The sequence below is a fragment of the Dyadobacter alkalitolerans DSM 23607 genome (assembly GCF_000428845.1).
GTDB lineage: Bacteria > Bacteroidota > Bacteroidia > Cytophagales > Spirosomataceae > Dyadobacter > Dyadobacter alkalitolerans.
This window is the reverse complement of record NZ_AUAS01000008.1, coordinates 283,373-300,830: the sequence shown is the minus strand read 5'-3', so window position 1 is coordinate 300,830 and position 17,458 is coordinate 283,373. Positions and strand designations below refer to the sequence as shown.

Here is a 17,458-nt window from a genome sequence, read left to right as displayed (position 1 = left end):
ACACTTCACTCACAAAATTTCGCTTCGGAATAACAAATCTCAAATCGCCTGTTATCCCGGCACGATTATTTACTACTTAACTTGGAGACAGATACAAACACTGCTTAACAAGCAAGAGAAGAAAAAAAATGCGAAAGCATTTACTTGACTCTCAATGATTTGTATCCGACATCAATGCCGATTTTTTATTCAAACCGGTTAAATAATTGGCAAAAGCCAGCATTTTCAACTCACCAAAATAAGGAGCCATTAGCTGAATTCCAATAGGCATCCCGTTTTCATCCAGTCCGTTAGGGATAGCAACAGCCGGATTTCCAACCACATTTGCCTGCACTGTAAAAATATCAGCGAGATACATTTGTAACGGATCTTCGGTTTTTTCACCAATCGTAAAAGCCGTGGTTGGCGTTACCGGTGTAATCAGAAAATCAAACTGATCGAAGAACCGGTTCGTTTCCTCCTGCACCAATCTTCTAACGCGTTGCGCTTTGGTATAGTATGCGTCATAATAATTTGCGCTCAGAACAAAAGTACCCAATAGTATCCTTCTCCTTACCTCTTCACCAAAAGCTTCCGTCCGTGTCTTTTTATACAAGCTTTCCAGATCGGTCGCTTCCGCACTTCTGTGACCATAACGGACACCGTCGAAGCGGGATAAATTGGAACTGGCTTCGGCCGTAGTCAATATATAATAAGTAGGCAGCAGCGAATCGAGCAATGGAATTTCGACTGGCGTTATTTCGTGCCCCTCGGCGCGCAGACGGTTCAGCACTTCCAGTGTTTGCTGGCGGATTTCCAAGGAAATCGCCTCGCTCTCAACACTCTCCCGGATATAACCGATCCTGGCTTTGCCGGACCATTCCAGATTTTTGGAATATGCAGGCACTTCTTTGGTAGATACCGTGCTGTCAAAATTGTCTGAGCCAGCCATGATCTCGATCAGCAACGCCGCGTCTTCAACACTTTTGGTAATGGGGCCAATACAGTCGAAAGACGATGCATAGGCGATAAGACCATATCTGGAAATCCGGCCGTATGACGGCTTTACGCCTACAACGCCGCAAAAAGCTGCAGGTTGCCTTACAGAACCGCCCGTATCACTTCCGAGAGACGCGTGGCAAAGGCCAGCTTGCACCGCCACCGCCGAACCGCCGGAAGAACCGCCCGGAACTTTGGTGTTATCCGCAGCATTTAAAACCGGCCCGAATGATGAATTTTCGTTGGACGAACCCATTGCGAATTCATCACAGTTTTGCCGCCCGATCACAATAGCATCTTCATCCAGCAGCCGCTGAACCGCCGTTGCAGTATAAGGAGCAATGTATGTATTGAGAATTTGACTGGCGGCTTGTAAACCGTGTCCTTTATGCGAAAGCACATCTTTGAGTCCGATCACCATTCCGGCTAGCCTCCCGGCAGTTCCGTTGGCCAATTTTTCATCAACGGCAATGGCTGCTTCCCTGGCTTCGTCGGCATAAACTTCAACAAATGCATTCAGGTGTTGATTAGCCTCTATATTTTGCAAATAATGACTCACTAACTCGACGCACGTCAAATTGCCTCCACGCAAATCTTCCTGAATCTCAGCCAGCGTCAGATACTCTTTCAATGTAATTTCTTTGTGGGGTTGTAAATAAAGAATCAGAGCCAATAAGTATACCTTAGAGGCTCTGTGTTATAACTTCAATAAGATGGAAGCGTTATTTGGGGTCTTCCATGCTTTTTTCAATATTTTCCTTAACGTCTTTAGTAGCGTTCTTGAATTCATTGATACCCTGCCCCAAACCGCGCATCAACTCAGGAATTTTCTTCGCACCGAAGAATAGTAAAACGAACAAGGCAACCAAAAAGATCTCTTGTCCACCTAATCCCATAAATGCCAAAACGGTTACTGATTCCATGTCTGTTTCTTTTTTAATGTTTACAAAAATAAAAATTCTTTTCTACAGAAACTACTAAACGGTTCTGTTTTATCCTATGTTAATCGTTTTTTCACTCTTTTCCCACTGGCTGAATTTTGCAATATCACTGCCCAGTGTCTTGATCAGCCAAGCGATCAGTGCGACGTCGTCTGCGATGCCAATTACAGGCAGGAAGTCAGGAATCAGGTCAATGGGTGATACAAAATAGATCAGCACCGCAACCACCGAAATTAGACTTTTCCATGGCAAGCCCTTATATTCTCCGGAAGCGTAAGCTCGTACCATCCGGATCAGGACTTGAACGCTGCCAGCCACTTCGGCCAGGCCACCTTTGAACCCAACCTGGTTCATCTTGCCCATTACATCCTTCGCAAGTTCAAACAGCCGCGCTGAATTGTGCACATAACGGCCGGCCTTTCCGGTTGCCTTCTTGAAAAAAATTGACTTTAATATTCTAGATATCATTGACTCGTTGCTCATCGTATACAGCAAGAAAAAGTGGTTAATAATGCCGATATAACTATTAAGATACGTAAAAAATTGCATTTCGGATCGAGCTCCGGACTTTTCCGGCAAAAAATTACATTCCGCTTGGTTTAAACAAATTATGTGTCCTACTTTTAGGAGAAAATTTAAAAAGCATTAATTTCTATACAATTAACCATATTTCTTTATGAAGATTACTGTTGTGGGAGCAGGCGCCGTTGGTGCAACTACTGCCGATAATATTATTCGTCGTGAGTTGGCTGAGGAGGTCGTTCTACTGGATATAAAAGAAGGCGTAAGCGAAGGAAAATCGCTGGATATGTACCAGACAGCAGCTTTGCTGGGCTTCAATACCAAACCCGTTGGATCAACCAACGACTATGAAAAAACCAAGGGTTCTGATGTCGTTGTGATCACTTCCGGCTTGCCCCGTAAGCCTGGTATGACGCGTGAAGAGCTGATCGGAATCAATGCAGGAATCGTAAAAGGAGTTACTGAAAATATTCTAAAATATTCGCCTGATGCCATCATTATCGTTGTTTCCAACCCTATGGATACAATGACTTACCTGGCGCTGAAAGAATCGGGCATAGCAAAAGAAAAACTGATCGGAATGGGCGGTGCTCTGGATAGCGCACGTTTCAAAACGTATCTGGCATTAGCCATGAATGCTTCTCCGCTGGATATCCACGGAATGGTGATCGGTGGTCACGGTGATACAACAATGATCCCGCTGACAAGATTAGCGACTTACAATGGTCTTCCGGTTAGCAATTTCCTTTCTACTGACGAACTGGAAAAAGTGGCAGCTGACACGATGGTAGGCGGCGCAACATTGACCAAACTGATCGGAACTTCGGCGTGGTACGCGCCGGGTGCGGCAACATTGCTTTTGGTTGAAAGCATTGTGCGCGATCAGAAACGTATTGTTCCATGCAGCGTTTATCTGGAAGGCGAATATGGCCAGAACGATATCTGTATGGGTGTGCCTGTTGTTTTAGGCAGAAAAGGCTGGGAAAAGATCATCCCGCTCGAACTAACCGATTCAGAAAAAGCTGCTTTTGAGAAATCAGCAGAAGCAGTTAGATCCATGAACGGAGCATTAAATTTATAATGCCAAAAAATATTAAAAATTGATTTTTTGACATTTCCGTCATCTTAAGATGACGGGTAATGGGGTAATTTTTGGGATGTCATCAATGCATTTTCTTCTGCATTGATGACATTTTTTTATTTAAAACACATTAGATCGAAATCTGATATTGCAGCACGAATGTTCCTCTGCGCGTGTACGCGGCGAGCTCATTGGCAACCGTGCTGGCTTGGTAAACCGGCCGGTTTTCGTAGTTGAGTGAGATTTTGCCGGTGTGGCCTTTGATCAGCCAGTTTACACCCACATTATATACATTCAAAGCATCCTGTAAACGTTCATAATCAGAATGTTGCAGGGAAACGTAAGGCATCAATGTGCCCTGACTTCCCAGTAATCCATCCCTAAATTTATATCCTGCCTGAGCATACAAGACGCTCCCCGTTCCAAACATCGGGTAAGCATTGCCCTGCGTCGCGCCTACGCCGGCAATCGGCTGCGTAGTTCCTGTTGCAGGGTTCATAATCCCATTGTAACGCAGGTAACCTTTGCCATAATCCGTATTAAAATAGCCCAGATATGCCGAAACAGCCGTTCCCTTATCTTTATTCAAAGGCATATCCATAAATGCAGCCACAGACCACAGCGTCATGTTATTGTAAACTGTATCCGCATTTTCCCGGCGCCACGTCGCATGCTTTTGAGAAATAATTCCTGCTTCAATGTTCAGGACTTTGCGCTTGCCGAGATATGTTCCGGTCATATATCCCGGTGTGGTGTTATCCTCTGTATCAAAAATGTTGTAAATTAATAAACCCTGGAATTGCTTGTGATTCTTACGCTGTGCGAAAACGGAATTCAAGCCCGGAGCTGGTGGAACGGCACCATTGGTTTCGATAGGAAACGGATCCGCGACGTCTACGCGGTAATTTAATTTACCGATCTGTCCACGGCTGTAAACACTTAATTTCCTCGCAAACTGATCCGTTTGATCCACAGTTGCCTGCGCGAAAACGGGGACATCCATGGTCATAATGGTTCCTATGCTCGGTTGGGAAAAACGGGAAAGACCATTCACAACGGTCAGCCCGCCACCGAAACGGATGAAGTTGGTGCCCTTTCGCTGCACTTCATATTCTCCCAAAGCGTCGTGGAAGAAAGCGCCGATTTTCCGGTTACTGGGCGTTCCGGCCGTGTTATAGGCCGGGAATGCGCTCACTTTATTAAAATTGTTCATTCCAAACTGCGTGTAGAAAAATATCCGGTCGGTAATCTGGCCGAAAAGCTGCACACGTGTCCGGCGGAGGCCAATGTCGAATGTGTTGGATTTGGGATCGCCTAAAACGGTGGTTCCGGGGTTGCTTTGGTCAAACCGGAGCCAGGTTTGGTTGGTAAAAGTGAATTTGACGTAATGTGAGCCGGAATCGTTAAGATTGTAGCGGATATCGTTCCTTGTATTGTCGTCGGATGGCTTTACTTGCGCCATGGTTACGGAAGCGCTGAGCAAGATGAGAGAGAGTACTTTTTTCATTAATTGACGTTATAGTTTCCAATAGCGAATAGCAGGTTAACAAGATGACACACTACCCTTTTTTATATTTAACTAAAAATCATAAGGCTGCATTGTGGACGCCTTTACTCCTTTTTTTTGCAATCATATTCGCCGCAAAGGCCCAGGAAACCCCGCCACTGATCAATTATTCGTCAGCAATTTACAAGGCGCACAACCAGAATTGGGCCATTGACCAGACTTCCGATCAGATCATTTATGCTGCCAATTCGGATGGTCTCATGGAATACGACGGCGCTGCATGGAAGCTCTACCCGCTGCCCGACAGACAGATAGTGCGGACCGTGCTTTGCGACGAAGCCATCCCGAACACGCTTATGGGTAAGGTTCTCAACCGGACCAATCCCAAAGAACAGCGGATTTATGTAGGCGGTTTTTCGGAGTTTGGTTATTGGAAAAAAGAATTTGATGGGCAGCTCAGATATCACTCCCTCAGCAAGCGCGCCAACTTCGCCAGCCTGAAAACAGAGGAGATCTGGCACATTACCAAAACGCCTACACACATTTACTTCCAATCCTTTTCACGGATTTACCGATACGATGGTCAGAACATAACCGAATTAAGCACGCCAGGGAATTTCATGTTTTTGAGATTTGTGCAAAACCGGCTTTTCCTCCCAACAATAGGCAAAGGAATTTATGAGTTGAAAGGCAAGAAATTTGAAAAGCTGGCTGGTACGGAACCACTTTCGGCGGTGATCGTTTCAGCCATATTACCATTCTCGAATGGCCAGATCCTGATCACAACATTCAAACACGGCTTGTTTTTGTGGAAAGACGGCTTGCTTAGTCCCTGGAAAATACCGCTCTCGGAAGAACTTAAAACGAACATTATCAACAGGGCAGTAATGCTCAGACAGGACAGCAGCCTGGTTTTCGGCACAATTCAATCGGGCGTTTATGTGATTGAGAAAAATGGCAAGCTGAAATATCATTTCAACAAAGAGACCGGCCTTCAAAATAACACCGTTCTGGCACTGACAGAGGACCGCCGCAATCAGCTCTGGATCGGTCTGGATCAGGGAATTGATATGATCAAGATGTCTTCGCCCGTGATTTCCTACCAGACCAATGATAATCCGCTCGGTTCAACGTATGCTGCGGCCATCTGGCGGGGTAAATTATATGTGGGTTCCAACAAGGGTGTTTTTGTAAAAAAATGGCTTTCCACCGAGCCTTTCCAGCCAGTTCCCGGCCTGGAAGGCCAGACATGGAACCTGCAAGTTTTTGATGATCAGCTCCTTTGCGGACATAATGATGCTACTTACCGCATTAATGAACAGGGCATTACGAAGCTTTCCAACATTACAGGCGGTTGGGTGATGCTGCCAATTCAATCCGGTCAGGAATCGCTGTTGTTGCAAGGTTCTTACAATGGATTGCATGTTTACAAAAAGAACAGTAGCCAGCAATGGGCCTATGCATATCCAGTCAAAGGCATCTCCCCGATTCCGGTCAGGCAGATTGTCCGGGACGAAAAAGGCGCTTTCTGGCTCGGCCATGCATACCGAGGTTTATTTATGGCTAAACTCACGCCCACGCTGGATTCCGCTTATCAATGGAAAGAATTCAAGGCGCCTGCCGATTTACCCGGTGAATTCGCGGTGGAGATCATGAAATGGAAAAAGCGCTTATATGTCCGTTCTGGATCCGTTTTCCTGCAACCCGATGCGAACGACAAATTGCAGGTCTCCACTGATTTCTCGCAGCATAGTGAAGACGAAGCATTCAAGATCCGCACAGGCGTGAATGGTGATTGGTTCAAAGTGTTTATTAACCGGATCACCTACTATGCTTCGGATAACCAGGTCCACAACCTGCCGCTGGCGCTGATCCGCAACAGTGAAACCATTATTCCAGTCTCTAAGGACTATTATTTTTTCTGTCTGGATAACGGCTATGCGCTTTATAACAGAACTTCCGGCGCAAAAAACGTTGAACCGCCAGCTTCGCCCATCGTCAGAAAGGTTGCTAACCTCAGGAATTTGTCGCAATCATTCAGCATTTCGGGAAAGCCCGCGCTTCCTTCCAATGTGCGGTCGTTACGGATCAACTTTGCGTTGCCGGTGTACGGGCAGAGCACACAATATAAATATCGGCTTCGAGGACTTTCGGATCAATGGTCAGAATGGACAGACCAGAATTTTGTGGAATTCACAAATCTCGAATCCACGAGATACACATTCGAAGTCAAAAGCAACCTGAATGATCGTATTACAGCATATCAGTTCAGTGTTCAGCCTTACTGGCGCGAGACACTGATCGCTAAGATCGTTTTCATAGCATTAATAGGGCTCGTAATTGTAGGGCTGATTCTTTACCAGGAAGAACGCTTGCGCCGGCATCGGAACAGGCTTATGCGGGAGCAGGAAGAGAAACTCCGCCAGCAACAGCTTGCTAACGAAAGGCAAATCATGCAGATCCAGAATGAGAAATTGCAGAGCGACATTCAAGGTAAAAGCCAGCAGCTCAGTAACATTGCCATTAATGTTGTGCGGAAAAATGAAATCCTGGAAGAAATCCGGGATGAATTAAAGCAAGTTAAAGCCGAAATGGGCCAACAACTCCCGAACATTCATTATCAGAAACTATTGAATAGCATTGAGCGAAATGTTGCCGGAAAGGACGACTGGATGCTTTTCGAACAAAATTTCGACGAAGTCCATGAACAATTCTTTAAGCGCCTCCGTCAAATCGCTCCCACAATCTCCCCTTCTGAGCTTCGCCTGGCGGCGTGCCTTCGCATGAATCTTTCGACCAAGGAGATGGCTCCCGTTCTGGGAATTTCAATCCGGGGTGTAGAAATAAAGCGCTACCGCCTACGCAAAAAACTGGGATTAGGTACGGATGGCAATCTCGTTCAGTTCATGATGGATATTTAGCCACATTGTACTAATCCTTCACAAACCCAATTTAATGCCTCGAATACTTGCATTATTCTCATTGATGTAGTGGTGATGTAGTCCTTTATTTGATTACTGGTTGTCTTGGAACTTAAATTTGAAGACAATTAAATCTTATAATAATTCAATCAACCAAATTATAACCTAAATGAAAACTATTGTACGATTGCTGTACATGATGGTTTTCCTGTCTGTCAGCTTCATTAGCTATGGTCAGGAAATTAGTGTGTCAGGAAAAGTCACGTCAAGTTCTGACGGCTCCATTCTTCCCGGGGCCAGTGTTCTCATCAAAGGAACAACCACAGGAGTGCCAACCGATGCTGAGGGCAATTACGCTATTTCAGTTCCGTCTGCTCAATCGGTCCTGGTTTTCTCCATGATCGGTATGACGGCGCAGGAAGTTACGGTTGGCACACAAACGACCATTAATGTGGCATTGGTAGAAGATGCAAAAGCACTGGGTGAAGTTGTTGTGATCGGATATGGTACAGCCAGTAAAAGGGACCTGACCGGATCCATTGTAACGATAAAAGGCGCGGAGATCGCCGATAAGCCTTCCGCTAACCCAATCACATCACTGCAAGGAAAAGTGGCCGGTTTGTCCGTTGTGAATTCAGGCCGCCCCGGCGAAGAACCGGATGTACGGATCAGGGGAACGAACTCCATCAATGGTGTGAAGCCTGTTTACATCGTGGACGGGATTTTGAATGATAACATTAACTTTATTAACCCTGCTGATATCGAGTCAATTGAGGTTTTGAAAGATCCGTCTTCACTGGCTATTTTCGGGGTGAGAGGCGCGAACGGTGCCATTGCTGTAACCACGAAAAAAGCTAAGGCGGGGCAATTGAATGTTAATTTCAACTCATCCGTCGGTTTCAAGCAAGTTGCTGACCGCATTAGCATGACCAATGCGGCCCAATTCAAAGAGCTTTATAATGAACAGCTTGCGAATCAGGGCAGCGCGCCATACAACTACACAAACTGGACGGGCGACACCGATTGGCAGGATCAGATCTTCCAGAGCGGTTTCCTGAACTACAACAACATTAGCATATCAGGCGCGACAGAAAAAAACCGCTTCTATATGGGCCTTGGAACGGTGCAGGAGGAAGGAAATATCAAGCATGAAAAATACGGAAAACTGACGCTGAACATCAACGACGAACTTCAAGTCAACAAAAACCTGAAATTCGGGCTAACGTTCAGCGGCTACCGCGCTACGCCATTTGGTGATAAAAAGAAGAATGTAGGCGGCGCGATCCTGGCTGCACCAATCGCACCGGTGTTCAACGACCAATACGGCCTCTATCACACATTGCCTGATTTTCAGCGTGCACAGGTGAATAACCCTCTTGTAGATGTTGAATTGCAGAAACGCACGGAGATTTTAAGAGAATATCGCGCAGTTGGAAGCATTTACGGCGAACTTACTTTCCTTAAAGATTTCACATTCAGGGCTTCTTTATATGCGGATTATGGTTTCAACACCATTCGCAACTATCAGCCTCTGGTAAACACATATAATCCCGAGATCGTAGGTGAGGACAAAACGGATGCCGTTGTCAGACAGACCGTTGTGAACCAAAAGCAAAACATTTTCCCAAAACTGCAACAAGACTATCTGCTAACCTACAAAAAAGCATTCGGCGACCACGACCTGACTGTTTTGGGTGGTATAACGACTTATTACAGAAGCTTTGAAGAAACTGCCTCCACAGTAAGACAAGGAAGCAGCTTTGCCATTCCGAATGATCCGCGTTTCTGGTATACTGATAATGTTGGTGATGCAGCAACCAGGACCGGTTCTGGTTCTGCCTGGGAATCAGCTACATTATCCTATCTGGGACGTATTCTTTATAACTACAAATCAAAATATCTGGTTAACGCCTCTTATCGGAGGGACGGAAGTTCTGCTTTTCTTGGCAAAGGCAGATGGCAGGATTTCGGCGCGGTTGGTTTAGGATGGGTTGTTAGTGAAGAGGATTTTTTCAAAAATCAAAGTGTTTTCGACTACTTGAAAGTGAAAGGTTCTTACGGGATTTTGGGTAATCAAAATATCGATGATAAGTATCGCTATCCCGCCTACCCCACGCTTACGGCGGCCAATTCGGGGGTTTTTGGAGAAAATATCGTAGCCGGGCTTCAAAACGAATACATTGCTGATCCGAACCTGCACTGGGAAAAAGTGCTTGCCTATGAAGGTGGCGTCGAATTTAATATGCTGAAAAATCGCTTGACGGTTGAAGCAAATTATTACAACAAACTTACAAAAGACATTCTGGTGCTTGTGCCCGGAATCGCAGGCACAATTCCTGGTTTGAGCAACCTGGGCGAGGTTAGAAACCATGGATTTGAATTCGCTGCAACCTGGAACCAGGATGTAACAGACGACTTCTCCTACTCTATCAGTGGTAACCTAACCACCATAAACAACAAGGTACAGAAGCTTTCTACCAAAGGTTACGACATCATCAACGGTGCTTCACGGACAACGGAAGGCTTCCCGATCGGTTATTTCTGGGGTTACGTGCATGACGGAATTTACCAGTCAGAAGCTGAGTTCATCAAATCTCCGGTCAGTACAATCGGAGAAGTTTCACCGGGCGACATTAAATACAAGGATGTTAATGGCGACGGATCTATCACAGAAGCTGACAGAACATTGATCGGGAACCCAACGCCTGACTTCACATATGGCGCTTCCGTTTCTGCAAAATACAAAGGCTTTGATATGGGCATTGATTTGAATGGTGTTTATGGAAATGAAATTTTCCGTCAGTGGAACCGTGGCACATTCGCGCAATTCAATTACCAAACCGAAAGAATGGACCGCTGGAACGGGCCGGGCACTTCAAACTGGGAGCCTGTTTTGAACACCTCACGTGCCAATAATTATCTTCCTTCGTCATACTGGATCGAAGACGGCAGTTTCTTCCGTATTAGGAATGTGCAGCTGGGTTACAATTTCACATCGCAAACATTAAAAAGCCTCCGTCTGAAATCCCTGCGCCTGTATGTGAATGCGCAGAACTTGAAGACATTCACAAACAGCACTGGATTTACGCCTGAAATCGGTGGTAATACAACTGCTTTTGGTGTGGACAACGGAACCTATCCTGTGCCTGTCATTTACACATTCGGTATCAACCTGAATTTCTAAAAATCTTATCTCATTGAAATATGAAAAGTGAATTCATAAATAAAATCTCTATCCTGACGGTTCTCGGCCTGTTGGTTCTGTCCGGTTGCAGCGACTTCCTGGATCGCGAGCCGTTGGGACGATATGTCGAAAAAGACATTCCCGCAGGTTCATTTGACAGCCAGGTTTTTGGTGTGTATGCCAAAATGCGCGCCTTCGGCGTTTCCTCTATGCCTTATCTTGCAATCCATAATTTCCGGTCAGATGACGCCGACAAAGGCAGCTCGACAACGGATGGCGTTGCACAGGAAAGTTTCTATGACAATTTCCAATATACCGAGGACGAATGGCTTTTAAACAGCTATTGGTCAGACCACTATGCGTTGATCATTGCGGCAAACGCAGTTATTTCCGACATTGATTCAGTGGGTGCCCAGGATGCGGGAACAATGGTTAATAAGGCAGAAGCGAAATTCATGCGCGCATATGCCTACTTTAATCTGGCCAGAACCTACGGCGATGTTCCAAAAATTGACTTCAAAGTACGGGAATCGGCAGAAGCGAATGTCCCTAAATCTCCCGTCGGTGAAATTTTCGCGCTGATTGATGCTGATTTAACGGAAGCGTCAGCATTGTTGCCTGTAACCTGGGAATCTAAATACATTGGGAGGCTTACCAGCGGTGCGGCTTACGCATTGCACGCCAAGACTCACCTTTGGCGGAAAAACTGGCCGGCTGCGCTGGCAGCTGCCAAACAAGTCATTACGTCCGGCAAATATTCGCTGGTAAGTGATTATGCCAGCATTTTCAGGGAAACTGGAGAGAATAATTCGGAGTCGGTTTTTGAGCTGCAGGCATTTTATTCTATTACACAAACTTCGTTAGGAATAGATAATGCCATGCATCAGGGCGTGAGAGGATCCGGAGCTTGGGATTTGGGCTGGGGCTGGAATACACCCAACAAGTCATTAGCCGATGCATTCGAAAAAGGCGACCCAAGAAAAGATGCAACGCTGCTTTATTCAGGTCAGGTGAATACACCTTATAATGAGAGTGTTCCGCCTGCTACAACAAGCATTCCGAGAGCCTATTGGAACAAGAAAGCATATACTAATCCAGCAACGAGAGAAGCGACCGCAAGCCGCTTTGGACAATGGATGAATGTACGGGTTATCCGTTATGCCGACGTGTTACTGATGGCTGCCGAAGCTGCAAACGAAGTGGGTGGCGAGCAGAATATTACGGATGCACTGGCATGGCTGGAAATGGTTCGTGGCCGGGCTCGTGGAACGAATGCAGCTATTTTACCAAAAGTTGTTACCAGAAATCAGGCGCAGCTTAGAACGGCGATCCGTCAGGAAAGACGCGTGGAGCTGGGGATGGAAAATGAGCGGTTCTTTGACATTGTTCGCTGGGGAATTGCGGAAGACGTCTTGCATGCTGCCGGAAAAAATCTTTACCAAAATCGCCATCGCTACCTGCCGATCCCGCGCCCTGAAATTGACAAGTCGGGTGGCGTGCTTGTGCAAAATCCTGAGTATTGATAGTCGAGCCATTATTTTTTGATCAACATTAAACGCATTGAAATGAAAAATATAACATCCCGGCTATGGATACTTGGTTTAGCCGTTTCAATCTTTTCCTGCCAAAATTTTGAAAGGCCGGAGCTGGTCTTGATTTCTGATGACGATCCGTCATTGAATGGCCCTTTGCAGCGGTTGTGGGCTTTTGAAGGCGTTGCTACGGACAGCATTTGGGGCAGCCGGGGCGTTGCCAACGGCGTTTCCTATGTAGAGGGAATCAGCGGAAAAGCTTATCAGGGTTCTCCTACCGGCCAAATTGAATATTCATCTGCTGGCAAGCTGGCAACTATGGAAAGCTTCACCATTGCTTTTTGGATGAACACGGCTAAACATGACGGTGGCGCGCAAAGTGTTTTTATGCTGCCCAATACGGAAGACTTCTGGGGTAACACCTTTATGCTCATTGAAGGGAATACTTCCAAAAGCGACTCCATGCTGGTAAAATTCAACTTTGCAGGAAACTGGATCACATTTGATCAAACGAAAAATGCAAACGGCCTAAACAAATGGCCAAATGCATATGGCAAATGGAAGCACGTTGCGTACACTTATGATGGAACGACTTCGAAATTCGCTGCTTATGTGGATGGAAAGAAATTACCACTCGCTGAGTCTGTTACCAACATTATGAAGGACAAAGCGCCTTTCGGACCATTGAAAATGACTAATGCCTCGAAATTCGTTATAGGCGGATTTCAGCAACACATTGGCATAAAAGCGCCTGCGGATGCGTGGATGCTGCATTATACCGGAAAGCTTGATCAGTTCAGGGTTTACACCAAAGCCCTGAACGACGCTGAGATCACGGAAATCTACAATAAGAAAATGTAATGTCGCCGGGAGTGAAGTCGTCGATTTCACTCCCTTTGTTTTCTCAACCGATGCTATTATGACCAAAGGCTTTTTTAAGCATGGATTTTTATTGCTTATACTTTTTGTATCCGGTTGCGATAAAAAGAGCTCGTCCGGATCGGCACCCGAATCAGTTGATTCAACAGACAAATTTTCGGTGATATCTGACGATGAGCTTCTTACCCTTGTTCAGAAGCAAACATTCAAATATTTCTGGGATTTTGGACATCCGGTCAGCGGACTTGCCCGCGAGCGGAATTCTTCGGGCGATATAGTGACTTCGGGCGGAAGCGGCTTTGGCATAATGACCATTCCAATCGCAATTGAGCGGCAGTTCATCACGCGGGAGCAAGGATTGGAAAGAATGCAGAAAATCGTGATATTCCTGAAAGACAAATCACAGAAATTTCACGGCGCGTTTCCGCATTGGCTCAATGGCGCAACGGGCGTTGCTGTGCCTTTCAGTCAAAAAGATAATGGAGCTGATCTGGTCGAAACCTCTTTTCTGATTCAGGGCTTGCTAACGGCACGGCAGTATTTTTCCGCGTCAACGCCTGCTGAAACGGCTTTGAGGAAAGACATTAACACAATTTGGGAAGGGGTTGAGTGGGATTGGTTCAGGAAAGGCAGCGAAAATGTGCTTTACTGGCATTGGAGCCCGGATTATCAGTGGGAGATGAACCATCAGATCAAAGGATGGAATGAATGCCTGATCACATACGCGCTCGCCGCCTCGTCGCCGACACATGCAATCCCCAAAATAGTATATGACAAAGGATGGACCAATGACGGCAGTTATGTGAATGGAAGCTCCTACTACGGACTCACTCTTCCGCTTGGCGAGCCGTCCGGCGGGCCGCTTTTCTTCTCGCATTATTCTTTTCTGGGACTGAACCCAACGGAGCTTACAGATCAATACACCAACTATTTTACCCAAAATAAGGCGCACGCCTTGATCAATTATAATTACTGTAAAGCAGATCCAAATGATTACGGATACAGTGACCGATGCTGGGGATTAACCGCCTGCGACATTCCAAACGGCTATAATGCCAATTCCCCAACCAATGACAAAAGTATTATAGCGCCCACAGCCGCACTTTCCTCGTTCCCCTACACGCCCAACGAGTCTATGCAGGCTTTGAAATACTTTTATTACAAACTAGGCGATCAGCTTTGGGGTGACTATGGATTTTATGATTCATTTTCAATAAAAGAGCAATGGGTAGCTGATTCCTATCTTGCTATCGATCAGGGGCCGATCATTATCATGATTGAAAACCATCGGAGTGGTCTTCCGTGGAAGCTTTTTATGAGCGCGCCGGAAATTAAATCCGGGATGAAAAAATTGGGGTTTAGCAGTCCAAACCTCAATTAATAAATTATTTAATCAACGAAATCATGAAGATATCCCATTATTACCTTACCTGCGTGTGCCTTCTCCTCTTGCTTACAATAGACGGTTTTGGCCAAAAGAAAAAAAGTAATGTTACCAAGCCTTCGGTTTTCAATCCCGCAGACAGACCTAAAAACTTGTCCGACACCGCATTACTTGAATTAGTACAAAAACAAACATTTCGCTATTTCTGGGAATTTGGTCACCCGGTCAGCGGCATGTCACGCGAACGGAGCAACACTGCCTTCGATTATGGTGATGAAGTGGTAACGACCGGTGGAACCGGATTTGGCATTATGGCCATGATCGTTGCAGCGGAAAGAGGATGGCAGCCACGAGATTCCGTTTCGGCCAGACTTTTAAAAATGATGAAATTTTTAGCCAAAGCCGATCATTACCATGGCATTTTCCCGCACTGGCTCAATGGAGCAACGGGCAAAATAGTGCCGTTTGGCCGCAAGGATGATGGTGGGGATTTGGTGGAAAGCTCTTTCCTTTTTCAGGGAATGTTAGCCGCCAGACAATATTTTGATCGGGATAACGATGTGGAAAGGGATCTTCGCAACCGCATTCAATGGATATGGAATGAAGCTGAATGGGATTGGTACACAAGAGGAAATCCGAACCAGCTTTACTGGCATTGGAGCCCAAATAATGGTTGGGCCATGAATTTTGAGCTTAGGGGTTACAACGAAACATTGATCACCTATGTGATGGCTGCGTCTTCGCCCCGTTACCCTATTACGGCGCAGGTTTACAATAAATGCTGGGCCCAAAGCGATCATTTCAAAAATGGAAAGGAATATTATGGCGTGAAACTTCCGCTGGGTTTTGATTACGGCGGGCCGCTTTTCTTTGCACATTACTCATTCCTGGGCCTGGACCCAAGAAAATTAAAAGACCAGTATGCCGATTACTGGGAGCAGAATGTGAACCACTCGCTGATTAATTACAAACATTGCGTTGCCAATCCGGGCAAGTTTAAAGGTTACGGAGAAAACAGTTGGGGGCTGACCGCAAGTGACACTTACAACGGCTATAATGCACATTCCCCGACCAACGACTTTGGCACCATCACACCGACCGCAGCGCTTTCTTCATTTCCTTACACGCCGGAGCAATCAATGAAAGCATTGCGTCATTTCTATGACGATTTGGGTGAAAAGATTTGGAGCGAATATGGGTTTACGGATGCATTTAATGAGAGCCAGAACTGGTATGCCAAATCTCATCTTGCCATAGATCAGGGACCGATCATTGTGATGATTGAAAATTACAGAACAGGCCTGCTTTGGAAATTGTTTATGAAAGATCCCGATGTGCAAACAGGGCTCAAAAAACTGGGTTTTGAAAGCCCTGCATTAGAAATAAGCAGCAAAAATTAACCCGTTATTTACTAAAATTGACAGAAAGACCGGCCCTATGCTGGTCTTTCTGTTTTATAAAATATGTTTGTACCTTGATGCACATTTCGATCAGGGATTTGTTCAGAAAATATCCCTTACCCATATCAAAAGCGAATAAAATGAGCTCAAAACTTAAAACCCCGATATTTCTGATTGCCTTAACGCTCCTCATCCTTCCTGCATATGCGCAAATATGGAAGGTTTCTGAGCCGGAGAATCTTCCCGAAAAGAGACACGAAAATGCAATGGCAACGGCGAATGGGAAACTCTATCTTTTGGGTGGCCGCGGTGTTAAGCCCGTTGACGAGTATGACTTCAAGAAAGATTCCTGGTCGCATTTGAAAGAGACGCCGCTGGAAATGAGCCATTTTCAAGCTGTTACTTATAAAAATGAAATTTACGTCTTAGGCGCATTTACAGGTGGTTATCCACACGAAACGCCAATTCCAAACATCTACATTTTTAACCCGATAAAAAACGAATGGCGCAAAGGCGCTGCTATCCCTGAAAACCGTTTGCGTGGCGCGGCGGGTGCCTTTGTTTTAAATGATAAAATCTACCTTGTTTGCGGCATTCAGGATGGACATTGGGACGGACAGGTTACATGGTTCGATGAATTCGACCCGGCGACAAACACCTGGAAAACGCTCGCTGACGCGCCGCGACCAAGAGATCACGTGCAGGTGGCTGTTCATGACAATAAATTATATGTTGCCGGCGGACGCTTATCAACCGCGCGCATCAACCAGGTTTTGAACACGGTGATCAAGGAAGTGGATGTATATGATTTCAAAACGGGCAAATGGTCGACATTGGATGAGTCCAATAATTTGCCAACATTAAGAGCAGGCAACACGACGGTGGTTTACGGAAACAAAATCCTGATTATCGGCGGAGAAAGTGACGCGCATGTGGAGGCGCATAAGGAAGTTGAAGCTTTCAATACACAAACCCAAAAATGGGAAAAACTGCCATCCTTGCACCAGGGACGCCATGGAACGCAGGCTGTTTCGTTGAATAAGAAAATATTTATTGCCGCAGGATCTGCCAACCGGGGCGGCGGTCCGGAATTGAACGACATGGAAGTTCTGGACAAATAAAACTGCAA

General features: G+C 45.8%; 12 protein-coding genes. 8 read left to right on the top strand and 4 right to left on the bottom strand.

Annotated elements, in window-relative coordinates; all coding sequences use genetic code 11:
* Positions 1-151 precede the first annotated feature (151 nt).
* The 3 genes from gatA to G395_RS0117995 form a co-directional block, all read right to left on the bottom strand.
* Complete coding sequence (gene gatA, locus G395_RS0118005; RefSeq protein WP_026631335.1) at positions 152-1,609, bottom strand: Asp-tRNA(Asn)/Glu-tRNA(Gln) amidotransferase subunit GatA; 1,458 nt, start codon at positions 1,607-1,609, stop codon at positions 152-154.
* Positions 1,610-1,700: 91 nt separating this feature from the next.
* Complete coding sequence (locus tag G395_RS0118000; protein ID WP_026631334.1) at positions 1,701-1,901, bottom strand: Sec-independent protein translocase subunit TatA/TatB; 201 nt, start codon at positions 1,899-1,901, stop codon at positions 1,701-1,703.
* 69 nt (positions 1,902-1,970) lie between these two features.
* Positions 1,971-2,387 carry a YkvA family protein gene (locus G395_RS0117995; protein ID WP_026631333.1) on the bottom strand — a complete coding sequence of 139 codons (417 nt, stop codon included), beginning with the start codon at positions 2,385-2,387 and terminating at the stop codon, positions 1,971-1,973.
* Between the two features lie 208 nt (positions 2,388-2,595).
* Between G395_RS0117995 and mdh the strand changes: the two genes are divergently transcribed.
* Positions 2,596-3,522: a malate dehydrogenase gene (gene mdh, locus G395_RS0117990; RefSeq protein ID WP_026631332.1), complete on the top strand. Its 927-nt coding sequence runs from the start codon at positions 2,596-2,598 to the stop codon at positions 3,520-3,522.
* 130 nt (positions 3,523-3,652) lie between these two features.
* Here mdh and G395_RS0117985 read toward each other — a convergent pair whose 3' ends face one another.
* The gene (locus G395_RS0117985; RefSeq protein ID WP_026631331.1) at positions 3,653-5,029 is read right to left on the bottom strand and encodes a hypothetical protein; all 1,377 of its coding nucleotides are present in this window, start codon (positions 5,027-5,029) and stop codon (positions 3,653-3,655) included.
* A 92-nt stretch (positions 5,030-5,121) separates the two neighbouring features.
* On the opposite strand from G395_RS0117985, the gene G395_RS29705 reads away from it, so the two are divergent.
* The 7 genes from G395_RS29705 (at position 5,122) to G395_RS0117950 (ending at position 17,450) form a co-directional block, all read left to right on the top strand.
* Positions 5,122-7,950, top strand: a complete 2,829-nt coding sequence (locus G395_RS29705) for a helix-turn-helix and ligand-binding sensor domain-containing protein (RefSeq protein ID WP_229204208.1) — start codon at positions 5,122-5,124, stop codon at positions 7,948-7,950.
* Positions 7,951-8,119: 169 nt separating this feature from the next.
* Complete coding sequence (locus G395_RS0117975) at positions 8,120-11,134, top strand: SusC/RagA family TonB-linked outer membrane protein (RefSeq protein ID WP_035361650.1); 3,015 nt, start codon at positions 8,120-8,122, stop codon at positions 11,132-11,134.
* Positions 11,135-11,154: 20 nt separating this feature from the next.
* Positions 11,155-12,657 (top strand): RagB/SusD family nutrient uptake outer membrane protein, encoded by a 1,503-nt coding sequence (locus G395_RS0117970; RefSeq protein WP_026631329.1) that lies wholly within the window; start codon positions 11,155-11,157, stop codon positions 12,655-12,657.
* A gap of 42 nt (positions 12,658-12,699) precedes the next feature.
* Complete coding sequence (locus G395_RS29700) at positions 12,700-13,527, top strand: LamG domain-containing protein (protein ID WP_157486724.1); 828 nt, start codon at positions 12,700-12,702, stop codon at positions 13,525-13,527.
* A 58-nt stretch (positions 13,528-13,585) separates the two neighbouring features.
* Entirely contained in the window at positions 13,586-14,926 is a 1,341-nt protein-coding gene (locus tag G395_RS29695) for a glucoamylase family protein (protein WP_084439695.1), read from the top strand.
* Between the two features lie 23 nt (positions 14,927-14,949).
* A complete protein-coding gene (locus G395_RS0117955) occupies positions 14,950-16,329 on the top strand; it encodes a glucoamylase family protein (protein ID WP_026631328.1) in 1,380 nt (459 codons plus the stop codon).
* Between the two features lie 140 nt (positions 16,330-16,469).
* A complete protein-coding gene (locus G395_RS0117950; protein ID WP_026631327.1) occupies positions 16,470-17,450 on the top strand; it encodes a Kelch repeat-containing protein in 981 nt (326 codons plus the stop codon).
* The last annotated feature ends 8 nt before the right edge of the window (positions 17,451-17,458 follow it).